The sequence below is a fragment of the Gluconobacter sp. ESL1110 genome, from assembly GCF_058107395.1.
The window spans coordinates 377,719-404,189 of the sequence record NZ_JBYLUK010000011.1 but is presented as its reverse complement, the minus strand read 5'-3'; the positions used below and the strand labels follow the sequence as shown (position 1 = coordinate 404,189).

Genomic DNA, 26,471 nt, shown 5'->3' with positions numbered 1-26,471 from the left:
GGTCCGATCTGATGGACACATCTGTTATCCGCCCTGAACTGCTGCTGGTCGCAGACGCAGTCTCGCGCGAGAAGAACATCGACCGCGAGGAAGTGCTGGAAGCGATGGAGCAGGCCATTCAGAAGGCCGGCCGCGCAAAGTATGGTCACGAGAAGGATATTCGCGCGACCATCGACCGTAAGACGGGCGAAGTTCGTCTCAGCCGCTGGACGGAAGCTGTCGAGCAGGTGGAGAATGAGGACACGCAGATCCCCATTCACATCGCCCGCAAGTTCCAGCCGGAAATCCAGATTGGCGAGCATCTCGTTGATCCGCTGCCGCCGATCGATTTCGGACGTATCGCTGCCCAGACGGCGAAGCAGGTCATCGTTCAGCGCGTTCGCGAATATGAGCGTAAGCGCCAGTATAACGAATTCAAGGATCGCGTAGGCGAGATCGTCAACGGTACCGTCAAACGGACCGAGTACGGCAACATGATGGTCGAAATCGGCAATGCCGAAGGCCTTCTGCGTCGTGACGAACTGATCCCCCGCGAGTCTTTCCGCAACTCCGACCGCGTTCGCGCCTACATCTATGATGTGCGTGACGAGCCGCGCGGACCACAGATATTCCTGTCCCGTACGCATCCGGCTTTCCTTGCGAAGCTGTTTGCTCAGGAAGTGCCGGAAATCTACGACGGGATCATTGAGATCAAGGCTGTTGCCCGTGATCCTGGGTCCCGTGCCAAGATGGCTGTGATTTCCCGCGATGCAGCGATTGATCCGGTCGGTGCCTGTGTTGGTATGCGCGGCTCCCGCGTTCAGGCTGTTGTGGCTGAACTGCAGGGCGAGAAAATCGACATCATTCCCTGGAGCCCGCAGGCCGCCACGTTTGTGGTGAATGCCCTTGCTCCTGCTGAAGTCAGCAAGGTGGTGATGGACGAAGAAGCAGGGCGCGTTGAAGTCGTGGTGCCTGACGAGCAGCTTTCGCTCGCTATCGGTCGTCGCGGTCAGAACGTGCGTCTGGCTAGCCAGTTGACGCGTTGGGACATCGATATTCTGACAGAAGCCGAGGAATCGGAGCGCCGTCAGGAAGAGTTCCGCAAGCGGACAGGTCTCTTTGTGGACTCCCTTGACGTGGATGACGTGATTGCAAGTCTGTTGGTGACAGAAGGCTTCCATTCCATTGAGGAACTGGCCTATACGGACCCGGGCGAGCTTCATGATATTGAAGGCTTCGACGAGAGCGTTGCCGAAGAGCTGATGCTCCGTGCAAACGAGTATCTGGCTGGCAAGGAACAGGAGCTGGACGACAAGCGCAAGGCGCTTGGCGTGACGGACGATGTTGTTGACCTCGGAGTCTTCACGAACCAGATGCTGGTAACGCTGGGTGAGAAGGGTGTGAAGACGCTCGACGATCTGGCCGATCTGGCTGGTGACGAACTTGTGGACATTCTTGGCGCCGATGCCATGGATGAAGATGCTGCAAATGAAGTCATCATGGCTGCTCGAGCACACTGGTTCGAAGGTGACGAATCGGCTGAAGCCGACAAGCAGGACGGGGAGTCGACCGACGTCTGATATTTCTGATACTGATAATGGTCCCGTTCGTGGTGCTCTAGGGCGCCGCAGTTCAGAGCGGCGCTGCCTCGTGACTCGAGAGCAGAAGCCGCCTGAGAGCATGATCCGTTTCGTAGTCAGCCCGGATAACCGGGTTGTGCCTGATCTGGCGGCAAAGCTGCCGGGTCGGGGAATGTGGTTGAGTGCTAGCCGGGATGTGTTAGATAGCCCCCGCACCCGTCAGGCTTTCGCACGTGCTGCGAAGGCTCAGGTGTCTGTACCGGACAGTTTGGCGGATCTCGTCGAAGCCGGTCTGACACAGCGGATGCTGGATGCCGTCAGTCTGTCCCGAAGAGCGGGGCAGGTTGTCTGCGGGTTTCAGAAATGCCGGGAGTGGCTCACTTCCGGTAGGGCAGGGGTGGTGATCCGTTCGGAAAGTGCAAGTCCGGACGAGTTCTCCAGACTGGTGTCGGGCCGGCGTTCTCTGCCGGTGGTGACAGTTCCCGATCGCGTCTTGGCTTCGGCGTTCGGCCGGGACCGGGCGGTCTATGCGGTGATGGCGCCGGGTGCGCTGGCACAGCGCCTGATCGCCGAACATGAGAGATTTTCGGGAGTGGCAGGACGTCCACTCCCAGACCCCGCAGGGGTCAGTAAGGAACAGGCGGAACTATGAGCGACGGCAACGAGCGCAACCAGGACGGAACACAGACCCCATCACAGGGCGGCGAACAGAACAAGAGCGGCCGCCTGTCCCTACGCCCCGCAGGCCGCAAGGATGTTGGTCGTACAGTGGATGCCGGCTCCGTACGGCAGAGCTTCAGCCATGGCCGATCCAAGGTCGTGCAGGTTGAGGTGCGCAAGCCCAAGCGTGCAACTTCTGGTCCTGGTGGCCCGGCAGGTGGTGCGCGTGGTGGACGTGGTGCTGGTGCCGGCGGTCGCGCCCTGACGGCTGCCGAGCTTGCGACCCGCCAGCGCGTTCTCGAGGCGCAGCGGAAAGCTGCAGCCGAGGAAGCTGCGCGTCGCGAAGAAGAAAAAATCCAGATCATGTCGGCTGCAGAAGCAGCTCGCCGTGCCGAGGAAGAACAGCGCCTGGCTGTCGAGGCTCAGGCTGCTGAAGAGGCCGCTCGCAAAGAACGTGACCTTCAGGCTGTCCGTACCGCCGAAGAAGCGCGCATCCATGCTGAGCAGGAAGCCCAACGTGCCGCACGTCAGGCAGAACGTGAAGCCGAAGAAGCCGCGCGCTCTGCTCCTCTTGATCCGCGCAGCCATTCAACTGGCGGTGTTCAGCTGGCCGCGCCGGTTCAGCGTCTTCGTCCGCTGGCAGAACGTGCCATCATGCCGGAGCGCCCCATTCAGACGGCTCGTCCGGCTCCTGCCTCTACACCGGCTCAGCCGCGTGGTGGGGAAACCCTTCACTTGCGCTCGGCTGCTGCCAATGTAGGCGGTGATGAGGAACGTCGTGCCCCTGCCCGCCGTAGTGGTGGCGGTGGTGGCGCACCGGGTGGCGCGGCGCAGCGTCGTTCTGCACAGCCGTCACCCCGCAAGGGCGCTGGCGGTGGTAGCGATCGTCGTAGCGGACGTATTGACGTGCGTGCAGCGATTGAAGGTGACGACGGTAAGACCCGTTCACTGGCTTCGGTCCGTCGTCAGCGTGATCGCGAGCGTCGTCAGGCCGAACTGGAGCGTCTGCGTTCGGATCAGGTTCGCGTCGTTCGTGACGTGATCGTGCCGGAGACCATCACGGTTGCCGAACTGGCGAACCGTATGGCGTCCCGTCAGGGTGAAGTCATCAAGTCGCTCATGAAGATGGGCGTCATGGCGACGGCAACGCAGAGCATTGACGGTGATACGGCAGAACTGGTTGTCGAGGAATTCGGCCACCGCGTGAAGCGCGTTGCCGAGAGCGATGTTGAAATCGGTATTGAAGGTGTCGAGGACCGTCCGGAAGACCTGAAGCCGCGTGCTCCGGTTGTGACCGTGATGGGCCATGTCGATCATGGTAAGACGTCCCTGCTGGATGCCCTGCGCGCTGCTGATGTGGCGGGTGGAGAGGCCGGTGGTATTACGCAGCATATTGGTGCGTATCAGGTCACGGCGCCTTCCGGTAAGAAGATCACCTTCATTGATACCCCGGGTCATGAGGCATTTACCTCCATGCGTGCTCGCGGTGCATCCGTGACGGACGTGGTTGTTCTGGTGGTTGCTGCGGATGACGGCGTCATGCCGCAGACGATTGAAGCCATCAAGCATGCCAAGGCTGCGAATGCTCCGATCATTGTGGCGATCAACAAGATCGACAAGCCAGGTGCAAATCCGGATCGTGTCCGTCAGGAGCTGCTCAGCCACGAAATCGTCGTGGAAGCCATGGGTGGTGACACGCAGGACATTGAAGTGTCTGCTCTCAAGCGCACTGGTCTGGACAAGCTGGAAGAAGCCATTCTTCTGCAGGCAGAAATGCTTGACCTGAAGGCTAACCCGGATCGTGTGGCTGAAGGTACGGTAATCGAAAGCCGTCTGGATCGTGGACGTGGCCCAGTTGCTTCTGTTCTGGTTCAGAAGGGTACCCTTCGCCGTGGTGACATTGTTGTCGCAGGTGCGGAATGGGGACGTGTCCGTGCGGTTCTCGACGATCGTGGACGTCAGCTTAAGGATGCTGGTCCTTCCATGCCGGTTGAAATCCTCGGCGTGACGGGTGTTCCTGGTGCTGGCGAGCCGTTCGTTGTTGTTGAAAACGACGCCCGTGCCCGTGAGATCAGCGAATTCCGTCAGCGCGTGATCAAGGACAAACAGGCTGCAACGCAGGTTGCCGCTCGTGGAACGCTTGACCAGATGCTGGCACGTATTCAGGCTGGTGATCAGAAGGAAGTTGCCCTTCTCATCAAGGCTGACGTGCAGGGTTCCGCTGAAGCCATTGCGACGACAGTCCAGAAACTTGCCCATGAAGAAGTTGCGATCCGCGTTCTGAACGCCTCTGTCGGCCAGATCACGGAAAGCGACATTCAGCTGGCCAAGGCTTCCGATGCCATCATCGTGGCGTTCAACGTTCGTGCGACAACGCAGGCTCGTGAACTGGCGCAGCGTGAAGGTGTGGACATCCGCTATTACTCCATCATCTATCAGGTGGCGGACGACGTAGAGCAGCTGGTGAAGGGCAAGGTTGCGCCCAAGCATCGCGAGAAGTTCCTGGGCTATGCGGAAATCCGTCAGGTCTTCAACATCACGAAGACTGGCAAGGTTGCCGGTTGCTATGTCACCGAAGGCCTCGTCAAGCGTGGCTGTGGCGTGCGTCTGCTGCGTGAGAACGTGGTCATCCATCAGGGTGAACTCAGCCAGCTCAAGCGCTTCAAGGACGACGTCAAGGAAGTGGCTCGTGGCTATGAGTGCGGCTTGTCCTTCGCAGGTTACAATGATCTGCGCGAAGGCGATGTCGTCGAGTGCTATGAGATGGAAGTGATCCCGGCTTGAGCTCACGTTCCAGAAATGACCTGAAAGGTCCGGCGGGCGTCTCTGCTCACGGACCAAGCACCCGGCAGCTTCGGGTGGCTGAGGAAGTCCGTCGTGCTCTGGCGGAAATCTTTGCCCGTACGGAGTTCCGTGATCCGGAACTGCTGGATGTTCATGTGACTGTGACGGAAGTTCGGATTTCTCCGGATTTTCGTCATGCGACGGCTTTTGTAACCCGTCTGGGGCGCAGCGATGTGGAAGAGGTTCTTCCGGCGCTGAAGCGGGTTGCTCCTTTCCTTCGCACGGGTCTGTCCAAGATGCTTCGGCTCAGGACTGTTCCCGAAATCCATTTCCAGCCAGATACGGCTTTGGACAATGCGATGGAACTGGATCAGCTTTTCCGGTCTCCGGAAGTGAAGCGCGATCTGGAAGACTGATTTGAAAAACTCCTTCTGACATTCGTCAGGAGGAGTTTTTTGCATTTACCCGTCTGACTGGTCTATCAGCGCCCGATCATGGACAAAGGGTGCTGGGACAGTGGCGAGAAAACGTGGACGCGAGATTGACGGTTGGCTGATTCTCGACAAGCCACTTGGTCCGACCTCAACAGATATGGTCAACAAGCTGCGTTGGGCATTTGACGCTCAGAAAGCTGGCCATGCTGGTACGCTTGACCCTCTGGCTTCTGGTATCTTGCCCATCGCTTTCGGCAAGGCTACACGCACCATCCCCTACATCATGGATGCGACAAAGCGTTACCAGTTCACGCTGACGATGGGTGAAAGCCGCACGACTGATGATCTGGAAGGTGAGGTTTTGGCAACCTCATCCTATCGTCCGACGGATGAAGAACTCCGCGCCTGCCTGCCATCTTTGACCGGTGACGTCATGCAGGTTCCTCCTGTCTTTTCAGCGCTGCGTGTTGGTGGTCAGCGCGCTTATGATCTGGCGCGTTCCGGCCGTCCGCCTGAGCTTCCTCCACGCCCTGCACGTATCGATTCGATAACTCTGGTGTCGCGTCCTGATGCGGACACGGCACTCTTTGAAGTCCAATCTGGCAAGGGTGTTTATATGCGCTCGCTGGCCCGCGACATTGCTCTGGCGTGTGGAACGGTCGGGCATATTTCAGTCCTTCGCAGGACGAAATGCGGACCTTTCGATTTGTCCCATGCCATGACGATAGATCAGATAGCACTGGACAAATCGGCTCAAACTGTGGACAAGGCCGATGCTCTTCCGGCTCCTCTGCTGGATGTAGCGACCGCGCTGGTCGACATCCCGGCGCTGGCCGTTACCGAAGCGGAGGGAAGGATACTGATCTGGGGGCAGTCTCTTGACCCCGCTGATCTGACGTATCCTCTGCCGGCCGTGTCACAGGAGGGAGACCAACTGTGGCGTGCGATGATCGGAGAGCACGTGATTGGCCTGTGTCAGATCCGCGATGGACGGCTCAGGGCAGCACGGATGCTGGAAAACCACGAGTTTTTTGGAGAACACGATGTCGATTACTGCAGAACGCCGCACGGCTCTGATCGCTGAATACCGCCAGAACGAGACCGACACGGGCTCCCCGGAAGTTCAGGTCGCGATCCTGACCGAGCGCATTGTCAACCTGACCGAGCACCTGAAGACCCACAAAAAGGATTTCCACTCCCGTCGTGGTCTTCTGATGATGGTCGGTCAGCGTCGCAGCATGCTGGACTATCTGAAGCGCAAGGATGAGGCCCGCTATCAGGGTTTGATCGAGCGTCTCGGCCTGCGTCGCTGATACGTCGTCCGGGGGCTTGCCCCCGGACATCCCTGCCATCGGATGTTCCGCAGGTGGGGTGCGCGACCGGCGTTTCAGGCCACATGGTGTCGTTGCGGGTATTCTCCCGTTGCCACCGCCATGCCGTCCGAAACGCTGCTCCGTCACCTGCCGGACTGTCCAGATGATGGCTCGTTCCTAGTTTAGGAGAACGATATGTTCGATTATTTCCGTAAGGAAATCGAGTGGGCCGGACGCCCGCTGATCCTCGAAACCGGTAAGATTGCCCGTCAGGCTGACGGAGCTGTCATGGTCACCTATGGTGACACGGTTGTTCTGTGTACGGCTGTGGGCGCCAAGAGCGTCAAGCCGGGACAGGACTTCTTCCCGATGACGGTCAATTATCAGGAAAAGGCTTATGCAGCTGGCAAGATCCCGGGTGGGTTCTTTAAGCGCGAAGGCCGTCCGTCTGAAGCAGAAGTGCTGAATGCACGTCTGATCGACCGTCCGCTCCGTCCGCTGTTCCCGGAGAACTTCCGTAACGAAGTTCAGGTCACGGCAACGGTTCTGAGCCACGACATGGAAAACGATCCGGCGATTGTTTCCCTCATCGGCTGCTCTGCTGCCTTGACGCTTTCCGGCATTCCATTCTTTGGTCCGGTTGGTGCGGCCCGTATCGGTCGCATTGATGGCAAGCTCGTCGTGAATCCGACGCTGTCCGAAGTCAAGGACAGCACCCTGGATCTCGTTGTTGCCGGTACGTCCGAAGGCGTGCTGATGGTTGAATCCGAAGCCAGCGAGCTTTCGGAAGAGACCATGCTGGAAGCCGTGACGCTTGGTCACACCTCTTTCCAGCCTGTGATCGAAGCCATCATTGCTCTGGCTGAACACGCCGCCAAGGCTCCGTGGGATCTGCCGACGCTGTCGAAGGAAGAAATCGCCCTTCGCAAGCGCGTCGAGAAGGTCGGCAACAAGCTGATGGCCGAAGCCTACAAGGAGCGCGTCAAGCAGGCCCGCTACAAGAAGGTTGGCGAGGCCAAGGACCGGATCAACCAGATTCTGGCGGAAGAAGGCTTTGACGTTGAACTGGCCAAGCCGATGCTCAAGGAGCTTGAGGCACAGGTCGTTCGCGGCTCTATCCTCAAGACGGGCATCCGTATTGACGGTCGCGATCTTAAGACGGTTCGCCCGATCCTTGCAGAAGTCGGTATCCTGCCGCGTGCGCATGGTTCCTCGCTCTTCACCCGTGGTGAAACGCAGGCTCTGGTTGTCGCGACGCTTGGCACAGGCCAGGACGAGCAAGTCATTGACGCGCTTGAAGGCGAATACCGCTCCAACTTCCTGCTGCACTACAACTTCCCTCCGTACTCGGTCGGTGAGTGTGGTCGTATGGGCTCCCCGGGTCGTCGTGAAATTGGTCACGGCAAACTGGCATGGCGCGCTCTGCATCCGCTGCTGCCGTCCAAGGAGCAGTTCCCGTACACGATGCGCGTGGTTTCCGAGATTACGGAAAGCAACGGTTCCTCCTCCATGGCGACCGTCTGCGGTTCGTCTCTGGCGCTGATGGATGCCGGTGTGCCGCTGCCGCGTCCGGTCGCTGGCATTGCCATGGGCCTGATCAAGGAAGATCGTGGCTTTGCGGTTCTGTCCGACATCCTGGGTGATGAAGATCATCTGGGTGACATGGACTTCAAGGTCGCCGGTACGGAGCAGGGCATCACGGCCCTTCAGATGGACATCAAGATCACGTCCATCACGCCGGAAATCATGCAGATCGCTCTGGAACAGGCTCGTGGCGGCCGTATCCACATCCTTGGCGAAATGTCGAAGGCTCTGACGGAAGGCCGTGAAGGCGTGTCCGGCAATGCCCCGAAGATCACCACGATGTCCGTGCCGAAGGAAAAGATCCGCGATGTGATCGGTTCCGGCGGTAAGGTTATCCGCGAGATCGTCGAGTATTCCGGCGCCAAGGTGGACATTGGTGATGACGGCACAATCACGATCGCTGCCTCCAATGACGAGCAGGCCCAGAAGGCGATTGCCCGTATTGAAGGCATCGTCGCAGAGCCGGAAATCGGTCGCATCTATGACGGTAAGGTTGTGAAGACGGCGGACTTCGGTGCGTTCGTGAACTTCCTGGGTCCTCGTGATGGTCTGGTTCACATCTCCGAGCTGACGCAGGGTCGCGTTGCCAAGACGTCCGACGTCGTCCAGCAGGGCGATGCCGTGAAGGTCAAGGTCATCGGCTTCGACGATCGCGGCAAGGTCAAGCTGTCCATGCGGGTTGTCGATCAGGAAACCGGTGCCGATATTACGGAGAGCGTGGGGGCCAAGCCTGGCCGTCCGCCCCGTCGCGACGCCGAGTGAGTCCTCGGGCGGGGCTCGCAAGGCCCCGCCTTTTTTATGTGAGTATCGGAGACATCGAGTCCCCATGAAGTTGATCGACACCCTTCGTTTTGGTGGTCAGGATGTTCTGCCGCTGGTTGAGGGAGGCAAAGGTGTTTCTGTCTCCACCGGTACCTCGGCAGGTCATTGGGCTGCTGCCGGCGGAATTGGAACTATTTCCGCCGTCAACGCTGACAGCTATGACGAACAGGGGCGTCCTGTTCCCCAGATCTATCATGGTCGCACTCGCCGTGAGCGGCAGCGCGAACTGATCCGCTATGCGATTGATGGTGGTATCGCGCAGGCGAAGATCGCTCATGAGATTGCTGGCGGCAAAGGTCGTCTCCACGCCAATATCCTTTGGGAAATGGGCGGCGCAGAAGAGATTATCGAGGGTATCCTTGAGGGTGCCCCGGGTCTGATCAACGGTCTAACCTGCGGTGCGGGCATGCCGTATCGCCTGTCGGAAATCGCGGTCAAGCACGGTATTCCGTATTATCCCATCGTGTCTTCCGGTCGTGCGTTTAACGCGCTCTGGCGTCGGGCTTACAGCAAGGCTCCAGAACTGCTGGGGGGCGTAGTCTACGAAGATCCGTGGCGGGCTGGTGGCCATAACGGTCTATCCAACACGGAAAATCCGCTGAACCCGGAAGACCCGTTCCCGCGCGTCCTCGAACTGCGTCGGGTTATGCGTCAGTATGGTCTGGATGAGACCCCAATCATCATGGCGGGTGGTGTCTGGGCACTTGAAGACTGGCAGCACTGGATCGGGAACCCGGATCTCGGGCCGATTGCGTTTCAGTTTGGAACGCGTCCGCTGCTCACGAAGGAAAGCCCGATCCCCGATGCGTGGAAGCGCCGTCTTCTGACGTTGAAGAAGGGAGATGTGTATCTCAACCGCTTCTCCCCAACGGGTTTCTATTCTTCCGCCGTGAACAACAGCTTCATGCAGGATCTGCGCGGTCGTTCCGAGCGACAGGTCGCCTATAGCCCGGAAGCAACTGCAGAACTGGATGCCTCTTACGGTGTGGGCGCGCGCAAACGTGAAGTGTTTGTTTCTTCCACAGATCGTCAGCATATCGCTGGTTGGGAAGCCCAGGGCTACACGGAAGCGCTTCGTACACCGGATGATACACTGGTGTTTGTGACGCCAGACAGTGCTCGCGAAATTCTGGCGGACCAGACGAACTGCATGGGCTGTCTGTCCGCCTGTAAGTTCTCCAACTGGATGCAGCGAGAGCCTTATACCAATGGACAGAAAGCTGACCCGCGTTCCTTCTGCATCCAGAAAACGCTTCAGACCATTGCCCATGCTCCGAATGATGAACATGCGGATGATGTGGTTGACCACAACCTGATGTTTGGTGGCACGAACGCGTGGCGTTTCGGAACCGATCCCTTTTATGCAAACGGATTTGTTCCTACAGTGGGCCAGCTCGTGGAGCGTATTTTAACAGGACGATAAGATGACGGTGCGTGATCTACTGACGCGACAGGCTTCATTGAACCGCACCCGTCACCTGACTTTCCTGTCCCAGTTTTTGGCCCGTCATTCGGTTCCTCTCAGCCCCGAGCAGCTTGCTCCGGCTGAGGGTGTCCGGGCGGCCCTTGCAACCGTTGTTGCCCTTCTTCCTGCTCTTTATTTTCATCAGGCTGTTTTTGCCTGGGCTGCGTTTGCAGCGTTCTGGTGCTGCCTGATTGAACCCGGTGGCACGGCGCGCGAGCAGTTCCGTATTCTGGGTATTTTCACTGTTGCGGGTGCCGTGCTGGGCGGTATTGCTTCCCTGATTGCCACATCGCCTTTCTGGGGCGTTCTGCCCTGGCTGATCGTGACAGGATTATTCGTGGGGCTGGCGCGGGCGCTTGTCCCGAGCATGGCGTTGCTCTGTGCCCTTCTGGGCTGTGTCATGCTGGCTGGTATTGGCTTCCCGGCCCATACGCTACCGGATGCGCTGACCATCAGTTACGCCTTTGGTGGTGGAGGCGTATGGGCCATTTTCCTATGCCTGTTTCTCTGGCCACAACATCCCTACGCTCCTGCACGTCGTGCTGTGGGAGGGTGTTACAGGCTGCTCTCGGTGATGGCTGGGGAACTGGCTGCAGGCCGATTGCAGGAAACCGTACACCGGCAGACAATCCGAACGGCGATTGAGCGGGCGAGGGGTGTCGCGCTCCAGATTGACGCGGGCCATGCCAGCTACAGTATGCGTGCCCGATTGATTGCGTCTCTGGCCGGTGCGGAACGTCTGTTTACGGCCATGTTGGCCGTCGAACATCTTGTGGAAACACGCGGATTGGACTTTGAGGCCCGCGGAACGCTGGCTGCGTTTTCTGCTCTCTGCCAGCATGCGAGTGAGGCCGCCCTTGCGCCTGTTCCTGATCTTGAAGCGTTGTCTCAGGAGGCGCTGGCGCTTGCTGGCAGTATTCGCGTTCGTTCCGGTACGATTAGCGAGCTTGTCGCAACCAGTGCACACACATTGGGTAATCTTGCGGACGGGCTGGCAGAAAAAGCCCGGATGCCGTTTGACGCCGAAGCTCCACGGCATGTGGCCCGTCTGACGCCCGTGATCTGGCGTCATGCATTGCGGATGGTTGTCGGGCTTCTGGGAACATATCTGGCGACGCAATGGCTAAGTCTCAGCTACGGGTTCTGGGCACTCGTTGCGTTTCTTCTGGTGATCCAGCCTTCCGGTCAGACCACCCTCGTAAGAGCTCTGGAACGGGTTCTGGGCACAATTGGTGGTGGCGTTCTGGTTCTGGCGGTTTCGCCATTCCTGCCGGGCCTGCCGGAAATGGCCGTGGCGCTCGCGGTGTTCGTGATTGGCGCGATTGCGATGCGAGCCGTGAATTACACGTTGCTCGTCATGTTTCTGAGTGCGCATTTTATTATTGTGACGGAAATGACGATGCCGTCTCATGGCATCGCGTGGTTACGTATTCTCGATAATACGGTGGGCAGCCTGATAGGTCTCGGCTGTGCTTTTGCGGTTTGTCCGCAAGGTGTCACACAGGATATGAATGGCCTGCTGCGTTCTGCGATTGTTGGCAATCTGCGATATCTTGCTGCCGTACTAAATGGTGATGACACTCTCACCACAGACAGAGCCCAACGCCAGGCCGGAGTAGACACGACGCGAGCTGAATTTGCGCGTGGTTCTTTACCAATTTTGGGTGGTTTATCGAGCGTCGGGCAGGAAAGCGAACACACGCACAAGCTTTTGCGGTCGTTGCGGCGCCTGAGCGGTGAGGTAACGCTTCTGCGCTTTGATATGGCGGCAGGTCTGTGCGTGCCTGATCCTGAGACTGCTATGTTCTGGCAGGCTAAGGCAGAGGCTCTTTCCGCCGGAGAGCCGCTTGCCGACATTGCAGAGGAACTCGAAAGCGGAAAAATCAGATCGGAGATTGCGGCCCTTGAGAGAGTGGATCGCACAGTACCCGCTCTCTCAGAAACGCTTCCGAAGCCATAGGGTCGTGGTGTTCGGCGAGTGGCTTAACGTCCACCGCCTGGGCCGCCACCACGGTCACCTCCGCCACCAGGCCCGTGACCGCCGCCACCGTGACCGGGACCGCCGTGAGAGCCTCCACCTGGGCCTCTGCCCGGACGACCGCCCCCTGAGAACCCACCCCCAGGTCCCCCTCCAGGGTGCCCGCCCATATGACCGCCACGATCTATGCGGCCTCCTTGCCAACGGCCTCCTCGGCCTGGATAAGGTCCGACAGCGTAGCCCGGGCCCCAGCCGCCCCAGCCTCCGCCGCCCCAGCCCGTGTTGTAGTAGCTGCCGCCGTAACCGCCGCCTCCATATCCGTCATACCCGACACAGCCTGAAAGAAAGGGAACGAGGGAGAAAGCACCGACCAGTGCCAGAGTGCGTGACAGGTGAGTGATCATTTCGCATCTCCTGTGGCGGTGGTGTCATGCCATTCCATTACGCCAAACGCCGCCCCGGAAGGGTCTGCAAGAATGGCAATGATGGTGTCCTGCCGGTCAGGATGAGGCTGAACCAGAACCTTCCCGCCGAGTTCAGCCGCCTTCTGAGCTGTGGCCCCGACACTGTCGACCTGAATGAAGTTCATCCAGCGTGCATGTGCGCCATCTGGCAAGCGGGGAGGCAGCGGGTTAATTGTGGCGCGTGTAATGGATTGGGATTCCAGAAGATAGGCGCTTCCCCGTTTTGCGTCCGGCGCCGCTTCAACCTGATACCCGAACAGTTTCTGATAAAAGCCAGCCGCTTCATAAGGTTTGCTGGTTAGCAGCGCATTCCAGACCCATTCGCCCTGTTGCGGGGGCACCGTGTCATCGGGGGTATCGCCTGTGGCGGAGCGCAGGGCTGCAAACAGACCGCCCTGTGGGTCTGAAATAACGCTCTCATCGCCTCGGCCTATCACGTTCTGCGGTTTAAACAGGATGTGGCCGCCCCAGACCTTTGCGGCATTTGCTGCGGCTCTGACATCCTGCACAGAGATGAATGGCAGCCAGAGCGGGTCACCATGCGCGACCATATTCGGGCGTTCGACCAGTCCGGCAACAGGTCGTCCGTTGACGATCGCCTGTGTGTATCGGCCTTTTGAGACTGTGACGTCCTTGAACTTCCAACCCAGCAGGGAGCCGTAGAAGGCTTTGGCCTTGTCGAGGTCCGGCGTGGTCAGTTGGGCGTAAACGATCTTGCCGGGAAGAATTTGCTCTTTTGCGGGAGCATTGGGCACAGGCGCCGATACGTCTGCAGCGTGAAGCTGGGGCGCGACGGCAAGGGATAGGCCTGTCCCTAGAAGGAGGGCGATGGATCGCCGGATTTTGCGTGTGTGCATCTGAAACAACGACAACGGATGGTCTCCTTGCAGAACAGGAGGGCGCCTGCGGAGCAGGCATGACGTGAGCATTCAACGCACGTTCCGTTATCTTGTTCCAGATCGGCCCTTTTAAAAGGCTGGATCAGATCAGAGCCAGCTCTGCCAGTTCCCGACGTAGATGCGGAGGGAGATCAGCGATGCCGTCGCCACCAGCAGATTGTCCGAGATCCGGAGGCGCATCCTTCGGGTCCAGATAGCGCCAGCCCTGAAAGGGACGCATCGTACGCGGCTGTACGGGTATGATGTCGTCTGACACGACGATGAGCGTGCCTTCAGTGCCATCCGGGCGCCGGCAGGCCTCCAGCCCAATGATAGGCTGACGGCAGAGGATCATGCCGTCCATAACGCGATACAGGGAGCCGCCGTCCAGAACCTCGGCGGCCCGTTTGGGCATCGTGCGCGTGGGGACGGCGCCATGACCGTTCACCCGCGGATGCTTCATGCGTTCCCGCAGAACCTCAATGGTCGGGCAACCGACGGCCAGCTTGATGATGTTCAGCATGTCGGTTGCCTTTCTTTAGGTCTTAGTGGGTCCCCATGGCGTTCTGTGCCTGGGCGACGAACTCATTGATGAAGCGCTTCGTGTCTACGGACTGAACGAGCTTCACCTTCTGCAGGCCCATTCCTTTAGGTGCTGTTGCATCCGGCCAGACATGGGCGTGGCCGTAATCCATGCCCGGAGCCGTGTTGATATCCATATAGGCATCGACGGACTTCGTCACCAGATCTGGCTCGACGGCGATGGCGGATGTCAGCTCATCCCACAACGGCAGGGGTGCGTAGAACTTCTGAAGATATTCCGTAACCGGCGTCTTCTTCTCCGCGATGCGGCTCATCAGTTCATGCGTCATCATGATATCGTTCGAGACATTGCCGACACAGGTGATGGATGCCCACGGAGCCGTCAGTGTGATGTGTGCGGCTTCGGGATCTGCAATCATGTTAAAGTCAGAAGCGAAGTCAGCATTGCCCGTGACGGACATCATGCTGGAATCCAGCAATCCCCCCATGAAAACAAGCTGCTTGGCAGTTGCTGCAAAGGTCGGGTCCAGGCGGATGGCAAGTGCGAGATTCGTTAGCGGGCCTGCGGCAATGATCGTTACCTGATGGGGATGGTCGTGAACGGCCTTGATCAGAACCATGGCGGCAGGAAGCGGATCGACGGCCATGTGCGGCGTCCCGTCCGGCATTTTGCCGAGAGCAGGCTGGGTCGCGGGCGTCTTGTCGATAGAGCCGAGGCCGCCCCAGGCGCCCTTCCAGGGGATGGTACCGTACTGCTTTTCACGCAGTCGCGTTGCAGCCACCGTGTTGACGAGCGGCAGCGTTGCGCCATCGGCTACAGGGATCTGGGTCTGCTTGGCGATTTCGAGGAAACGACGCAGATGGGCCGATTCCGCGTTTTCCCAGTCATCGCCAACCGTGACGGTCAGGGCCAGAAGATTGACGTTGTCGCGGTTCAGCAGCGGAATGACGGACTGGATGTCTGATCCACCTGGGCCGAGATAGTCGTTATCCTGAATGTAGTATCCAAGAGCCCCAGGGGCAGCGGAAGCAATGCCGGTCAGGGCGCAGGCAGCAAAGAGGGCAGAGAGAATGGATCGGCGCATGGTCTCGTCCTGTTAATTAACGCCCGATCATGCCCTCAAGTGACCAATCTTGCCAGCAATGCTTCAAGACGAAGTCTGCCTTCGGCCGTTGCTTTCAGAATACCCCCCTCCCGAATGAGATAATTCTCTTCCAGGCAGGCTTCGAGCATGAACGGATCTACGCAGTCTTCCAGTGTCCGGCCCGTACGATGGGCAAAGCGGGTTTCGTGGATCCCTTCGGAGAGGCGTAACCCCATCAGGAGAGCTTCCCGTCCTTTTTCTTCAGGGGACAGGGCCGTTTCGTCAGTGCTGCCAGATCCTGTTTGCTCAACGCGCTCTGCCCATGGTTCGGGCGCGCGATGGCGTCGGGTAGCGTATAATCCGTCGTCCAGTGTGAGGCGCCCATGCGCTCCGGGGCCAATGCCGATGTAATCCGCGTAACGCCAGTAGGTCAGATTATGGCGGCTTTCTGCACCCGGTCGGGCGTAGTTGGAGACTTCATAGGGCAGGAGGCCATGTCGGGCCGCCGTCTCGCTGGTGAGGTCATAGAGGCGTGCAGCATCGTCGGCATCCGGCAGGGTGAGTTCGCCTCTGCGATGCAGGGCTTCAAACTTCGTACCGGGTTCGATTGTAAGCTGATAGAGCGACAGATGATCGGCCACGAGATCCAATGCCGTGGAGAGTTCGTTCTCCCAGTCAGAATCGCTCTGGCCCGGTCGGGCGTAAATCAGATCGAAAGAAATGCGCGGAAACAGGGAGCGGGCAGTTTCAAGTGCCTGAATGGCCTGTCCGGCCGAATGTTCCCGGCCTAGCATTTTGAGTGCGTCGTCCCGTAGGCTTTGCACCCCGAGAGACACACGGTTCACGCCTGCCTGACGGAAGGCAGAGAATTTCCCGGCTTCCACGCTTGTCGGATTGGCTTCCAGTGTAATTTCCAGATCAGGCTCGGCGTCGAAGAGCGTATGTGCGTCTTCGATAAGGGCTGCGACTGTTTCCGGAGCCATCAGGGACGGTGTGCCACCGCCGAAGAAGATCGAGCGGAGGGGCCGACGGCCCAGACGGGCCGCGTCATGTGCCAGTTCCCGACGCAGGGCTGCGGCGAAGCGCTTCTGCGGGATTTCATCCCGGACATGGGAGTTGAAGTCGCAGTAAGGGCACTTCGCCAGACAGAACGGCCAGTGAATGTATAGGGAAAGAGGTTCGGTCAAATTGCAATCCGGACGCCGAACTCCACCACGCGATCAGGCGGGATGCGGAAGAATTCCGTGGTCGAGGCAGCATTACGCAGGAGGAGCAGAAACAGCCACATCCGCCAGAGCTGCATCTTGGGAACGCGGGAGCGAACCACAAGCTCATGGGATGTAAAATAGGAGGCCTGAATGGCATCGAACGCGACACCAAGCGCCTTCAGTTCCATCAGGGCACGCGGCAGGTTTGGCATTTCCATGAAGCCGTAGCGGACGATCACGCGATTGATGTTCGGCGCCAGTTCCTGAACGATCGTGCGGTGTCCGCGCTCGGCTTCCGGCTGATCAAGGTTTTGCACGGTTACGAACATGACGTGCTCATGCAGAACCTTGTTGTGCTTCAGGTTATGCAGCAGCGAGTTCGGGACCACATCCGGGTTGGCCGTCAGGAAGACGGCGAGGCCCGGAACGCGGATGGTGCGGGACTGCGGCAGGCGAGCCAGAAACGAGGCCATCGGCATGGAATCTGCCTGCTGCTTGGCGGCAATCAGGCCACGGCCGCGCTTCCATGTTGTCATGACGATGGTGCTGATGATGCCGATTGCGAGTGGGACCCAGCCACCATCGGGGATCTTTAGCACGTTGGCGGAGAAGAAGACCGCATCCACAACGAAGAACAGACCGAACACGGCTCCAACGGCCACAGCGCTCCATTTGAAGGTGCGGCGGAAGACCACCATGGCCAGGACGCAGGTGCACAGGAAGGTGCCGGTCACAGCGATGCCGTAAGCCGCAGCCAGTGCGGCAGAGGAGCGGAAGGACAGCACCAGCACTAGCGCCCCGAAGGCCAGAATCCAGTTCAGGGATGGCAGATAAATCTGCGCTTCCTCATCCGCATTCGTATGCACAATGCGGGTCCGGGGCAGATAACCAAGCTGGATGAGCTGACGGCAAAGCGAGAAGCTGCCCGAGATCCCTGCCTGAGACGCAATAACGGTTGCGAAGGTGGCAAGGATTAGAAGCGGGATCTGCGCCCAGTGTGGGCCAAGATGATAGAACGGATTGGCGAGTGTGGCTGGATCGTGGATCAGCAGGGCGGCCTGACCAAAGTAGTTCAATGTCAGGGACGGCAGTACGAAAAACAGCCACGCCTTGCGGATTGGCGCGCGGCCGAAATGCCCCATATCCGCATAAAGTGCCTCCGCACCCGTTACGGACAGAACGACCGAACCGAGTGCGATGAAGGACAGATAGCCGTGCAGAACGATGAATTCGAGCGCGAAGGTCGGGGAGAGGGCCAGCAGGATATGGGGGTATAGAACAATGCCCCGTACACCGAGAATGGCCAGAACCGCAAACCAGACAACCATGATCGGACCAAAAGCCTTGCCGATCTTCCCCGTTCCCATGGCTTGTGCCGCAAACAGCGCCACAAGAACAATCATGGCGATCGGGATGATGACATGGCTGGCGGATGGAACCGCGATTTCAATGCCCTCGACGGCAGAAAGAACGGACACGGCAGGCGTAATGATGCTGTCACCAAAGAACAGGCAGGTGCCCGCGATGCCGACGAGGCCGAACAGCCATCGGAATCTCTGTGATTTGCAGACGCGTTGGGCCAGGGACATCAGGGCAATGATACCGCCCTCGCCATCATGATCGGCGCGCATGATGAGCAGGACATATTTGAATGTCACGATCAGCATGAGCGCCCAGAACGTCAGGCTGGCCAGCCCCATAATCTCCCATGCGGCGGCCGGATGTTTGGCGGAGCCGACGATATTGACCGAAGACTGAAGCGCATAGAGCGGGCTTGTTCCGATATCGCCATACACGACACCCAGAACGGCAAGAAGTGCACCAAAGCCTACCGGCTTCTTGTGACTGCTGCCTTCAGAATCCCCAAGTTCGGCGGTGTTTCCATCCTTGCGGGCCTGATCGATGGTTTGCAGGACTTCGCCGCTCTCCACTGGTACCCCGACACCGGGACGAGGAGGGGGAGCGTTATCGCCGTCGTGTTCTGGCATCGGTGGTTCCATTTACGGGCATCGCAGGAAACCAGCACTCCCAACACCTCACACGGACGTGTCGGAGCACGGTCTTTTCCCTCAAGACAGGATTTCTTACAGGGATGCAAGCTGTGCGTTAGGATCCTGTCATGGGACGGGAGCCGAAAATGGCACTTCCAACCCGAACAAGCGTGGCTCCTTCGGCGATGGCCGCTTCGAAATCGGCAGACATGCCCATGGAAATAACCGGTAATCCATGACGCTTGGCCAGACCCGTCAGAAAACGGAAATGCACAGATGGATCCTCGTCTTCCGGAGGAATGCACATCAGGCCCCGTACCTTGGCGCCGAACCTTGTCCTGCAGGTTTTGATAAAGGCGTCGGCTTCGTCACGTGGGACGCCTGACTTCTGAGGTTCATTGCCGGTGTTGACCTGAACGAGAAGCTCCGGCAGCCGACCAAGCTTGTCTGCAGCTTTTTCAAGAGCGTCAGCCAGAGCCGGCCGATCCAGAGTCTCGATCACATCGGCAATGCGGCAGGCGTCAACAGCCTTGTTGGTCTGGAGGCCACCGATAATGTGAAGGCGTAGGTCCGGCCATGTTGTGCGAAGATCCGGAAACTTTGAGGCGGCTTCCTGAACACGGTTCTCCCCGAAAACACGCTGACCGGCGTTTAGGGCTGCTTCAACGGCCTCTTTCGGATGAAACTTACTGACGGCGACGAGGCCAACATCCGAGGCTGAACGCCCCGAATTTTCGCACGCATGAAGGATGCGACTGCGGATAAGGGAGAGATTTTCTGCAATCTGATCGGACATGGCGGCAGAAGACTCCATTGCGTCAGAAGCCGCAAGATGCGATTTCGGCAGCATGCGAGAGATCGACGCCTGAAAATGACACAGAATACGCCCCCCCGCGGCTCCGGCCGTCCGAAGAACCCGTCTGCTTCCCGTCAGGGAGGACACCGTCCGAAACAGGGACAGGAGCGCCGCCCTGCGCCTGACCCGACGCGCGACCTGGCCTTTGATATCGTCTGCGGTGTGGTCGAGCATCGCCGGATGCTGGAAACGACGCTGGATCGCGCGGGACCGATGGATCTGCGGGATCGTGCTTCCGCGCATCGTCTGGCAGCGACGACGCTCCGCTACCTTGGCAGTATGACCGAAATTCTGCAGCCCATGCTGCGTCGGGAGCCGCCTGAGCCTGTGCGTTGTGCACTTCTGTTAGGTGTCGCACAGCTTCTGCATCTGGAAACGCCGCCCCATGCGGCTGTTGGTACGATTGTGGATCTTCTGCGTCGTCGTGGATTGGCGCCGTTCGCGGGGCTGGCCAATGCGGTCCTGCGTCGCGTGGCTCGTGAAGGACGGGATCTGATGGAAGGGCTGGATGAGGCTCGTCTGGACGTCCAGCCCTGGATGTGGGGAGCATGGGGACAACGCGCGCGTTCCATTTCCCGTGGCCTTCATCGTGAGGCCCCGCTGGATCTGAGCCTGCGACCCGGCGCAACGGCCCCGGAGGGCGGGGATGTGCTTCCAACGGGGACAGTGCGTTATCCGGCTGGAACGCGCATCGCTACAATGGAAGGTTTCGAGGAAGGCCAGTTCTGGGCACAGGACGTTGCCGCCGCAATGCCTGTGAAGTTGATGGGGAGTGTCTCTGGCAAGACCATCATTGATCTGTGTGCGGCCCCCGGCGGTAAGACGGCGCAGTTGGCAACGGCTGGAGCTCAGGTGATTGCCATCGAGAAGGAAGAAGCACGCGCTGTACGGTTGCGCGAGAATATTGCGCGGATGCGTGTAGAGGCTGAAACGATCGTGGCAGACGGCCTGACCTGGCGTCCGAAAGCTCCCGTGGATGCCGTTTTGCTTGACGCACCGTGCTCAGCCACCGGGACATTTCGCCGTCATCCGGATGTGCTGTGGATTAAGCGGCCCCGCGACGTCACCGCACTGGCGCAAGGACAGGATGCCTTCATTGATTCCGCGCGTGAGATGCTCAAGCCAGGTGGCATGCTGATGTATGCTGTCTGTTCTCTTCAGGATGAGGAAGGCCCGGATCGCATTCGCGCAGCCCTGGAACGTGGCGGCTGGAGACATGAACCTTTTACGGACGCTGAGCTGGCAGAAATGTCCATCGCTCGTACTCCTGAAGGTTTCTTCCGTACACATCCAGGTCTCTGGTGGGACCGAGGCGGGATGGACGGGTTTTTCGCGGCCCGTTTGATCAAGGTTTGATGCCAGACCCCGCCTGATTGCTCAGGCGGGGTTTTTTGATTCGGATTGTCGAAAGACGTGCTCAGACTCCACTGTCTGACACAGCATGTCTTTCCCATTGCAGCGGATGCTCAGCCCAACTCTGTATCATGGTTTTTTCAAAGTTCGGCGTCATCATTGACAGCGGAGGATGAGGGAACGCATGGCCGGATCGTAGGTAAAAATACCCTCTGGTCATTCAGAATCATCCGGTGTTTGAGAGCGGGGTCTTCATAAATTATTTTTATGAAAGTTTTATGACTATTCCAAAATTTCTAATTTTAATAATTTTTTTAAGGACTATCGTTTGGAGAAATAAGAATAAGGAAAAAACGATGAAGATCCGGAAAGAATATATTCTCCTTTCCTTTGTGATGATGGGATTTTCTCTTTCTTTGGGAGGGTGTTCTGTAAGTAAATCTTCAGAAAAATATGCTGATAATGATCATTATGAACGAACAATAGAAATGATTTCTCCTGAGGGAAATACAATTCCTGATAGGGCGTTGTTCTAGATCTGTGTAAGCATTAAAGCTGTACCATTAAATCGCTTTGTATTCATGATGCGGTGTTTCTGTGTAGGGCGCAGGAAAAAGGATCGTTTTCCGAAGCAATACGGCAGATTGAGGCTCTCGAAGAGACTTTGATGGATGCGACCCTGATCGGGGATGGTTGAGCTATCCCATAAGGAGAGTATGGGAAATCCATGATGCTGTTTGGCAATGCTCTTCAAGAAACGACCGGCTGCGTTGGACATCACAGGCATGGTGGAACGACTCAAAGGTAAGATTGTCAATCTGGTTTCGAACTGATTTTCTTCCTTGCGGGGATCAGTCTGAGGCAAGTACGGGTCATCGACCATACGTCCGTTCAGCAGCATGACGTGCCTCAGTTTTACGGAACTGTTTTCTGCTTAGGATCTATGATGGGGGGCATTGGACCTACCTGTCCTGCCTTGACGGTCTGGTTGCGTTGCCGCGCAAAAATCGTCTCAGTTACACGATATGCCCCTGCCCATCGGTCGGGCAGAGGCGAAACAGCTTACTTGTTTTCTGTTCCAAAGATATTTTCCAGCGTCTGAGCCATGACAGCGCTGTCGAGTGTGCGGCCCAGCCAGATTTCCACACCGATGACTCCCTGATTGACGAGCATTCCTAGTCCATCCAGCGTCGTACAGCCGAGGGATTTGGCATCTTTCAGGAAGCGGGTCTGAGGCGGGTTGGGAATGACGTCCGCAACGACGGTCTCTTTTGTCAAACTGCCCATTTCAACGGGAGGGGCCGCATTGGGATCACCCAGACCGATAGACGTTGCGTTGATGAGAATGTCCGTTCCAGTGGGAAGGGAAAATTTCCCGGACCAGGCCTGAGCTTCGCCGGTCGCTTCGGTTTTGTCGTTGATCAGTGCTGCGATGGTTTCTGCTTTTGAGGCATCCCGGTTGACGATCGTGATATGCGCCGCCCCTGCCAGAGCAAGTTCTACCGCAATTGCGCGGGCTGCTCCGCCCGCTCCAAGGATCACAACCCTTTTGCCGGCAGGAGAGGTTACCGTTTTCAGGGATGCCAGAAAGCCTTTGCCATCAGTGTTATGGCCAATCAGCTTTCCTTCCCGAATGGCCACGCAGTTGACCGCGCCGATCAGCCGGGCGGACTCCGCAATATCATCCAGATGATCGAGAACGGCGACCTTGTGGGGCAGGGAGCAGTTGAAACCCACCCACTCCATGGCCTTGGCGCCTTTGACGGCATCCGCAAGACCGGAGGCTTTGACGTCACAGTTGATGTATCGGGCATCAAGACCGGCATGGTGGTAGCCTGCTTCCACCATCGCCACGGTAGGATTGTCGGCGCAGGGGGTGGAAAACGAACCTGTAAGAATGCTCCGGAAGCCTTGTTCGCTCATGATCGATTATCCTTATTCCGAGACTGTCTCTGACATAGAAAGATAACTGACGCAGATTGTAACCGGCAGGCTGGTTAAAAAAGACCAGTTTTCGGATTTGTGATGGGCTGTGTAATCAGGCTTCCAGTGTGATGATGGCGCGCAGTCCCCCTTCGGGACGGTTCATAAGACGCACATCGCCGCCCTGAGCCCGAAGGATTGTCCGGGCAATGGACAGGCCCAGTCCCGTTCCGCCTGTTTCCCGATTGCGGCTGGTTTCGATCCTGACGAAAGGCTCGAAGACACGATCCAGCTCTTCGTCGGGCAGGCCGGGACCGTTGTCTTCCACGATTATGCGCGCGTACCTGTCCTTTTCTTTCTTCTGAGGAGGCGGGAGCAGAGTGACGTGGGCGCTGTTGCCATATTTCACGGCATTGAGAATCAGATTGTTCAATGCACGTTTCAGCGCCACAGATCGCGCCATGACCCGGACGGGGACACTGGGCGATTCATACACCAGAGCATCGGCATGATCCGGGTAGGCTTCTGCTGCTTCGTCCATGATCGTCTGAAGAAGGGCGCGGAGGTCGAGGGAAACAACCTGTTCGTTTGATGCGCTGTCACGGCCGAATGCCAGAGTTGCCGCCACCATGGATTCCATCTCATCAAGATCCGCGAGCATCTTGGTGCGAAGCTCATCATCGTCAATGAATTCTGCTCGCAGTTTCAAGCGTGTGATGGGTGTCCGCAGATCATGTCCGATGGCTGTCAGCATCAGGGTGCGGTCAGAGACGAAGCGTCTGATCCGCATGGACATGGTATTGAAGGCAATGGCCGCCCGACGAATTTCGGAAGGCCCGTTTTCTGGCAGAACGGTCGAACTGTTGACGTCACGACCAAGGGCTTCGGCAGCGTCCGCCAGGGTTGTAACGGGTAAAATCAGTCTTCGTGTAGCCCAGACGATCAGGGCGCCACCGCAAAGAGACATCACCAGAAAGGCTATGATGAATGTGGGCGCTTCGAATGGGTTGGGCAATGGCATGGCATAGCGCACCACGACCCAGGACTGTGTATCTGGTAATAGCAGGGACGTTGAATGTGTTCGCAGTTCCTGTCCGCTCCAGATTTCCCGGGGGTAAAGGGAAACAGGAAGGAACGGCCAGCGCCCACCCGGGGAAGTATTCTGGAAATGACGGTGTTCTTCCGCATTGGGCAAGTGCCATCCGTCTGGACCGTCAGGGTGTGTAAATGGCGGATGTCCCGGATCTGGAAAAGGCTCCATGTCTGCCGGTGAGTGGCCGTCTGGCCCTTCCTGCATCGGGTTAGGCGGCTCAAAAGGACCTGCATGAGGGGAGACATCGTGAGGGCCGGGTTGGAAATGGTCTGAAAAAGCCGGTTTTGGAGGAGGGAAAAAAGGGAGCGGGATCTTGTGGCTGTGAATTTCCTGATCTGGGCCGGAGCGCAACAGGACCGTTGTGTTTGAGGGAATATGCAGATCGTCAATGACAGCCTGACGATCTTCAGGCTTTGCTTCTGCAATGGTGCGGTAAATGGAGAAGGCCTGCATCTGGTAATCATGCATCTCACTGCGCTCGGCCATATCGAGACGGTCAAGCGCATGGATACCCAATCCTGCCAGCTCAATAACGGCAAGTCCTACGATCAGGACAAGGCTGGTTCGGGCAACAAGAGAGCCTGGCAGGAACTTCATGGTCAGATGCGTTCGACTTCTGCGGCCAGAACATAACCGCCGCCACGGACGGTTTTGATGACCTGAGCATTGCGACCATCGTCTTCAAGCTTGCGACGCAGGCGGCTGATGGCGACGTCGATGGCGCGGTCAAAAGGACCAGCCTGACGGCCACGGAGCAGTTCAAGCAGCATGTCGCGGGTCAGAACCCTGTTTGCACGGTCCAGAAGGGCCATCAGCAAATCATACTCGCCTCCCGTTAGGGAAATTTCTGCACCATCCGGGTTGAGCAGGCGGCGTCTGACCGGGTCGAGGCACCATCCGGCGAATATGATCTTGCGGGTATCCGTGGCTTGCCGTTTTTCGGAAGCGTCAACCGTACGGCGCAGAACTGCACGGATGCGGGCGAGCAATTCCCGCGGGTTGAATGGTTTGGCGACATAATCATCTGCGCCGAATTCCAGCCCGATGATACGATCCGTTTCATCGCTCATGGCCGTCAGCATGATAATAGGAACATTATCCTGAGACCGCAGCCAGCGCGCAACTTCAAGGCCGCTCTCGCCCGGAAGCATCAGATCCAGCACGACGAGCTGGTAATGGCCATTGGCCCATGCCTTGCGGGCTTCACGGCCGTCGCGTGCCGCAGTAACGCGGAAATGGTTGCGTTCAAGGAACTTGCTCAGCAGTTCCCGGATTTCGCGGTCGTCATCTACAACCAGAAGATGGGGCAGGGTTTCCGTACCCATGATCGTATTACCTTCCGTAGGCTTGTGGCGCGGTTCAGGTCCCCCGCGCCACTTTCGTGCTCAGGCCAGCCAGAATGGAACAGGCAGGTTCTTGGCGCGAAGGAATTCAGGGTTGAACAGTTTTGACTGGTACCTGGCGCCACCGTCGCACAGAATTGTAACAATCGTATGTCCGGGGCCAAGCTTCCTTGCAGTGCGAATGGCCGCTGCAACATTGATGCCTGAGGAGCCACCTACGGAGAGCCCTTCTTCAGCCGTGAGAGCAAAGATCTGCTCCAGAGCTTCCGGGTCTGGAATGCGTTCAGCATCGTCCGGCGCGCAGCCCTCAAGATTCGCAGTCACGCGGCCCTGACCGATTCCTTCTGTGATGGAACCACCGCTGATCGTTAGATCGTTGGATTTCACCCAGCCATACAGCGCAGATCCTTCCGGATCAGCCAGAATGATTTTCGGAGCCGTCTTTCCGGCTGTTGCAGCCTGTTCGCGCAGACCAATTCCGATACCAGCCAATGTGCCGCCGGTCCCGCAGGCGCAGGTGAAGGCATCAATCTTCCCGCCCGTCTGGTTCCAGATTTCCACTGCTGTTGTTGTGCGATGACCCTCGCGGTTGGCGGTATTGTCAAACTGGTTAGCCCAGAAACCACCGGTTTCTTCAGCAAGTCGCCGCGAAACATGGACATAGTTGCCCGGATCACGGAAGGGTTTGGCGGGAACGAGGCGCAGGTCGGCACCAATCATACGCAGGAAATCGAGCTTCTCACGGCTCTGTGTTTCAGGCACGACAATGATCGCTTTGCAGCCCATGGCCTGTGCCACCAGCGTCAGGCCAATGCCGGTATTCCCGGCCGTTCCTTCAACAACCGTGCCGTCTGGCTTGAGCGCACCTGTGCGGAACGCATCTTCGATAATGGCAAGGGCCGCGCGATCTTTCACAGAGCCGCCCGGATTCATGAACTCAGCCTTGCCATAAATCTCGCAGCCGGTTTCTTCCGAGGCACGTTTCAGGCGGATCAGCGGCGTGCCACCGATGGCGGCCGTCATGCCAGCAGACGGAGCCTGCCAGCCTTTTGAAACGGACTGGTGTGCGTCGGTGATGTCAGTCATACGTTTTCTCCTGTGCTGACGGAATTAGACCGCGTTTTATAAGGATGAG

23 protein-coding genes are annotated in these 26,471 nt (G+C 58.2%); 11 read left to right on the top strand and 12 right to left on the bottom strand.

The genetic code is table 11. From position 1 onward, the window contains the following. The first annotated feature begins 11 nt into the window (after positions 1-11). The 9 genes from nusA (at position 12) to AC3B6F_RS15065 (ending at position 12,581) form a co-directional block, all read left to right on the top strand. Positions 12-1,559 (top strand): transcription termination factor NusA, encoded by a 1,548-nt coding sequence (gene nusA / locus AC3B6F_RS15105; RefSeq protein WP_010500891.1) that lies wholly within the window; start codon positions 12-14, stop codon positions 1,557-1,559. Next, on the top strand, positions 1,507-2,211 hold the full coding sequence (locus AC3B6F_RS15100; RefSeq protein ID WP_023944810.1) for an RNA-binding protein: 705 nt from the start codon (positions 1,507-1,509) through the stop codon (positions 2,209-2,211). Before nusA ends, AC3B6F_RS15100 begins: the two co-directional genes overlap by 53 nt. Next, the gene (gene infB / locus AC3B6F_RS15095; protein ID WP_489824959.1) at positions 2,208-5,003 is read left to right on the top strand and encodes a translation initiation factor IF-2; all 2,796 of its coding nucleotides are present in this window, start codon (positions 2,208-2,210) and stop codon (positions 5,001-5,003) included. Before AC3B6F_RS15100 ends, infB begins: the two co-directional genes overlap by 4 nt. Next, entirely contained in the window at positions 5,000-5,419 is a 420-nt protein-coding gene (gene rbfA / locus AC3B6F_RS15090; protein WP_010500897.1) for a 30S ribosome-binding factor RbfA, read from the top strand. The genes infB and rbfA overlap by 4 nt, the downstream gene beginning before the upstream one ends. Before the next feature lie 100 nt (positions 5,420-5,519). Next, positions 5,520-6,521 carry a tRNA pseudouridine(55) synthase TruB gene (truB, locus tag AC3B6F_RS15085; RefSeq protein ID WP_010500899.1) on the top strand — a complete coding sequence of 334 codons (1,002 nt, stop codon included), beginning with the start codon at positions 5,520-5,522 and terminating at the stop codon, positions 6,519-6,521. Next, positions 6,481-6,750 carry a 30S ribosomal protein S15 gene (gene rpsO, locus AC3B6F_RS15080; protein WP_010500901.1) on the top strand — a complete coding sequence of 90 codons (270 nt, stop codon included), beginning with the start codon at positions 6,481-6,483 and terminating at the stop codon, positions 6,748-6,750. The genes truB and rpsO overlap by 41 nt, the downstream gene beginning before the upstream one ends. A gap of 195 nt (positions 6,751-6,945) precedes the next feature. Beyond that, a complete protein-coding gene (gene pnp, locus AC3B6F_RS15075) occupies positions 6,946-9,096 on the top strand; it encodes a polyribonucleotide nucleotidyltransferase (RefSeq protein ID WP_489824958.1) in 2,151 nt (716 codons plus the stop codon). Between the two features lie 64 nt (positions 9,097-9,160). Then, positions 9,161-10,579: an NAD(P)H-dependent flavin oxidoreductase gene (locus tag AC3B6F_RS15070; protein WP_489824957.1), complete on the top strand. Its 1,419-nt coding sequence runs from the start codon at positions 9,161-9,163 to the stop codon at positions 10,577-10,579. Between the two features lies 1 nt (position 10,580). Next, positions 10,581-12,581: an FUSC family protein gene (locus AC3B6F_RS15065; RefSeq protein WP_489824956.1), complete on the top strand. Its 2,001-nt coding sequence runs from the start codon at positions 10,581-10,583 to the stop codon at positions 12,579-12,581. 23 nt (positions 12,582-12,604) lie between these two features. Here the strand turns inward: AC3B6F_RS15065 and AC3B6F_RS15060 are convergent, their stop codons facing one another. The 7 genes from AC3B6F_RS15060 to AC3B6F_RS15030 form a co-directional block, all read right to left on the bottom strand. Further along, the gene (locus tag AC3B6F_RS15060; protein WP_489824955.1) at positions 12,605-13,003 is read right to left on the bottom strand and encodes a hypothetical protein; all 399 of its coding nucleotides are present in this window, start codon (positions 13,001-13,003) and stop codon (positions 12,605-12,607) included. Further along, positions 13,000-13,893, bottom strand: a complete 894-nt coding sequence (locus AC3B6F_RS15055; RefSeq protein WP_489824980.1) for a VOC family protein — start codon at positions 13,891-13,893, stop codon at positions 13,000-13,002. Before AC3B6F_RS15055 ends, AC3B6F_RS15060 begins: the two co-directional genes overlap by 4 nt. A gap of 151 nt (positions 13,894-14,044) precedes the next feature. Beyond that, positions 14,045-14,464, bottom strand: a complete 420-nt coding sequence (locus AC3B6F_RS15050) for a DUF1489 family protein (RefSeq protein ID WP_010500908.1) — start codon at positions 14,462-14,464, stop codon at positions 14,045-14,047. Positions 14,465-14,486: 22 nt separating this feature from the next. Beyond that, positions 14,487-15,569: a nucleoside hydrolase gene (locus AC3B6F_RS15045; protein ID WP_489824954.1), complete on the bottom strand. Its 1,083-nt coding sequence runs from the start codon at positions 15,567-15,569 to the stop codon at positions 14,487-14,489. Positions 15,570-15,604: 35 nt separating this feature from the next. Further along, complete coding sequence (gene hemW, locus AC3B6F_RS15040; RefSeq protein ID WP_489824953.1) at positions 15,605-16,756, bottom strand: radical SAM family heme chaperone HemW; 1,152 nt, start codon at positions 16,754-16,756, stop codon at positions 15,605-15,607. After that, on the bottom strand, positions 16,753-18,777 hold the full coding sequence (locus tag AC3B6F_RS15035; protein ID WP_023944818.1) for a potassium transporter Kup: 2,025 nt from the start codon (positions 18,775-18,777) through the stop codon (positions 16,753-16,755). Before AC3B6F_RS15035 ends, hemW begins: the two co-directional genes overlap by 4 nt. Positions 18,778-18,883: 106 nt before the next feature. Beyond that, positions 18,884-19,618, bottom strand: coding sequence for a YggS family pyridoxal phosphate-dependent enzyme (locus AC3B6F_RS15030; RefSeq protein ID WP_489824952.1), 735 nt, complete (start codon positions 19,616-19,618; stop codon positions 18,884-18,886). A gap of 21 nt (positions 19,619-19,639) precedes the next feature. Here AC3B6F_RS15030 and AC3B6F_RS15025 point away from each other — a divergent pair, with 21 nt between their 5' ends. Together AC3B6F_RS15025 and AC3B6F_RS15020 are read left to right on the top strand one after the other, a co-directional pair. Then, positions 19,640-20,980 carry an RsmB/NOP family class I SAM-dependent RNA methyltransferase gene (locus AC3B6F_RS15025; protein WP_489824951.1) on the top strand — a complete coding sequence of 447 codons (1,341 nt, stop codon included), beginning with the start codon at positions 19,640-19,642 and terminating at the stop codon, positions 20,978-20,980. Positions 20,981-21,333: 353 nt separating this feature from the next. Then, complete coding sequence (locus tag AC3B6F_RS15020) at positions 21,334-21,513, top strand: hypothetical protein (RefSeq protein WP_034881031.1); 180 nt, start codon at positions 21,334-21,336, stop codon at positions 21,511-21,513. Here AC3B6F_RS15020 and AC3B6F_RS15015 read toward each other — a convergent pair. The 5 genes from AC3B6F_RS15015 to AC3B6F_RS14995 all read right to left on the bottom strand — a co-directional run bounded on the left by AC3B6F_RS15015 (position 21,510) and on the right by AC3B6F_RS14995 (position 26,422). Further along, entirely contained in the window at positions 21,510-21,878 is a 369-nt protein-coding gene (locus AC3B6F_RS15015; protein ID WP_489824950.1) for a hypothetical protein, read from the bottom strand. The genes AC3B6F_RS15020 and AC3B6F_RS15015 overlap by 4 nt on opposite strands. Before the next feature lie 161 nt (positions 21,879-22,039). Continuing rightward, positions 22,040-22,900 carry a shikimate dehydrogenase gene (gene aroE / locus AC3B6F_RS15010; RefSeq protein ID WP_489824949.1) on the bottom strand — a complete coding sequence of 287 codons (861 nt, stop codon included), beginning with the start codon at positions 22,898-22,900 and terminating at the stop codon, positions 22,040-22,042. 115 nt (positions 22,901-23,015) lie between these two features. Next, positions 23,016-24,590, bottom strand: coding sequence for an ATP-binding protein (locus tag AC3B6F_RS15005; protein WP_211567615.1), 1,575 nt, complete (start codon positions 24,588-24,590; stop codon positions 23,016-23,018). Between the two features lie 2 nt (positions 24,591-24,592). Then, complete coding sequence (locus tag AC3B6F_RS15000; protein ID WP_023944825.1) at positions 24,593-25,318, bottom strand: response regulator; 726 nt, start codon at positions 25,316-25,318, stop codon at positions 24,593-24,595. Between the two features lie 60 nt (positions 25,319-25,378). Next, positions 25,379-26,422, bottom strand: coding sequence for a cysteine synthase A (locus AC3B6F_RS14995; RefSeq protein WP_489824948.1), 1,044 nt, complete (start codon positions 26,420-26,422; stop codon positions 25,379-25,381). Between the last annotated feature and the right edge of the window lie 49 nt (positions 26,423-26,471).